Source organism: Acutalibacter intestini (assembly GCF_034334985.1).
Classification (GTDB): Bacteria; Bacillota; Clostridia; order Oscillospirales; family Acutalibacteraceae; genus Acutalibacter; species Acutalibacter intestini.
Window position 1 is genome coordinate 1 of the sequence record NZ_JAWXXL010000150.1, and the last position, 527, is coordinate 527.

Sequence of the window (527 nt, forward strand, 5' to 3'; positions counted from 1 at the left end):
ACAGTCTGGCCCTCGTCCTCTATGTCCGCATGGCTGGCAACCTTGCTCTCACCCTCGTACAAATCCTCGAACACCACCACGGATTTGCCCGCCAGTGCGCTGGCGTTAAAGGTGTAACTCAGCTCAAGCGTACCGCTCTCGGCCTTGGGAGTAAACTCTTTCTCTGCCGTGACTTGCTTGCCGTCCACGGTCAAAGGTTCGCCGGTTGCCTTGTCCATGAGAATACCAGACAGCTTGTAGGTTTTGCCTACCGTCAGGCCGGAGTAGCGCACGGTGTCCACAATGGTGACTTCGGACAGCGGCTCACTGTTCTTCTCACCGTCAACCGTGGCTGTGGTGCCGATTTCCGGGGTCCCCTCCTTGCTGTCGTCAATGGTGCCCAGCTCGATTACCGTGCTGTCCCGGCTAATGAAAATGTTGGGGACTGTCACCAGGGCATAGCCCTTGTTGCCCTCGCAGCGCAGTTCCTCGAGCAGATAGTAGTCATAGGGAAGGGCACAAAGACCATCCTGGGTTTCCACCATCCA

1 protein-coding gene is annotated in these 527 nt (G+C 57.1%); it reads right to left on the minus strand.

Annotated elements, in window-relative coordinates; translation table 11 throughout:
- A partial coding sequence (locus tag U8U68_RS22170) for a VaFE repeat-containing surface-anchored protein (RefSeq protein WP_322204665.1) occupies positions 1-527 on the minus strand: 527 nt, incomplete at both ends.